This window comes from Vibrio sp. 1562, assembly GCF_033340155.1.
Lineage (GTDB): Bacteria > Pseudomonadota > Gammaproteobacteria > Enterobacterales > Vibrionaceae > Vibrio > Vibrio alginolyticus.
Window position 1 is genome coordinate 1 of the sequence record NZ_JAWOVY010000523.1, and the last position, 608, is coordinate 608.

The 608-nt window shown below is 43.3% G+C and carries 1 protein-coding gene; it reads left to right on the forward strand.

The window, feature by feature from the left end; all coding sequences use genetic code 11:
* Window positions 1-26 precede the first annotated feature (26 nt).
* Window positions 27-464: a MerR family transcriptional regulator gene (locus R7Z49_RS26180; RefSeq protein WP_006741992.1), complete on the forward strand. Its 438-nt coding sequence runs from the start codon at window positions 27-29 to the stop codon at window positions 462-464.
* The last annotated feature ends 144 nt before the right edge of the window (window positions 465-608 follow it).

Genomic DNA, 608 nt, shown 5'->3' on the forward strand with positions numbered 1-608 from the left:
TATCAACCTAATGAGACACGCTTGATATGAAAATTGGCGAACTGGCGCAAAAAACGGGCCTTGCTCCCTCGCGTATTCGATTTTACGAGCGCATCGGACTGCTAAAAACCGTGACCCGTAAAGCCAATGGGTACCGCGAGTATCCGCAAGAAGCGTTAATGATTCTGGACATGATCACAACGGGTCAGCAGGCTGGATTCAGTTTGGATGAACTAAGTGCGTTACTGCCATCCGACCTTTCTAACTGGGATCATCATCAGTTATTGACAACCTTGCAGCAAAAAGTCCAAGAGCTCGACGAGCTTGAGCGAAAAATTGCGCAGAGTAAAAGCAAGTTAAAAGAAGTACTTAAAGAGATTGAAGCTAAGCCAGATGACATGGACTGTGCAATGAATGCAAAACGCGTCATGTCTCAACTTGGTCAAACGATTCTGACCAAAGAAAATCCCTCAAATAAAAAATAAGACCGTCACCAAATCAAAGCAATGTTAACAAGCGAAGCTTTACTCTTGATGGTGAGTTAACGATTCGCAAGTTCCCTACCTGCAACTAAATTGAGTTTGTCAAAACAATTCGCCATTAGCTCAGGTTTACCATCACCTTATTTC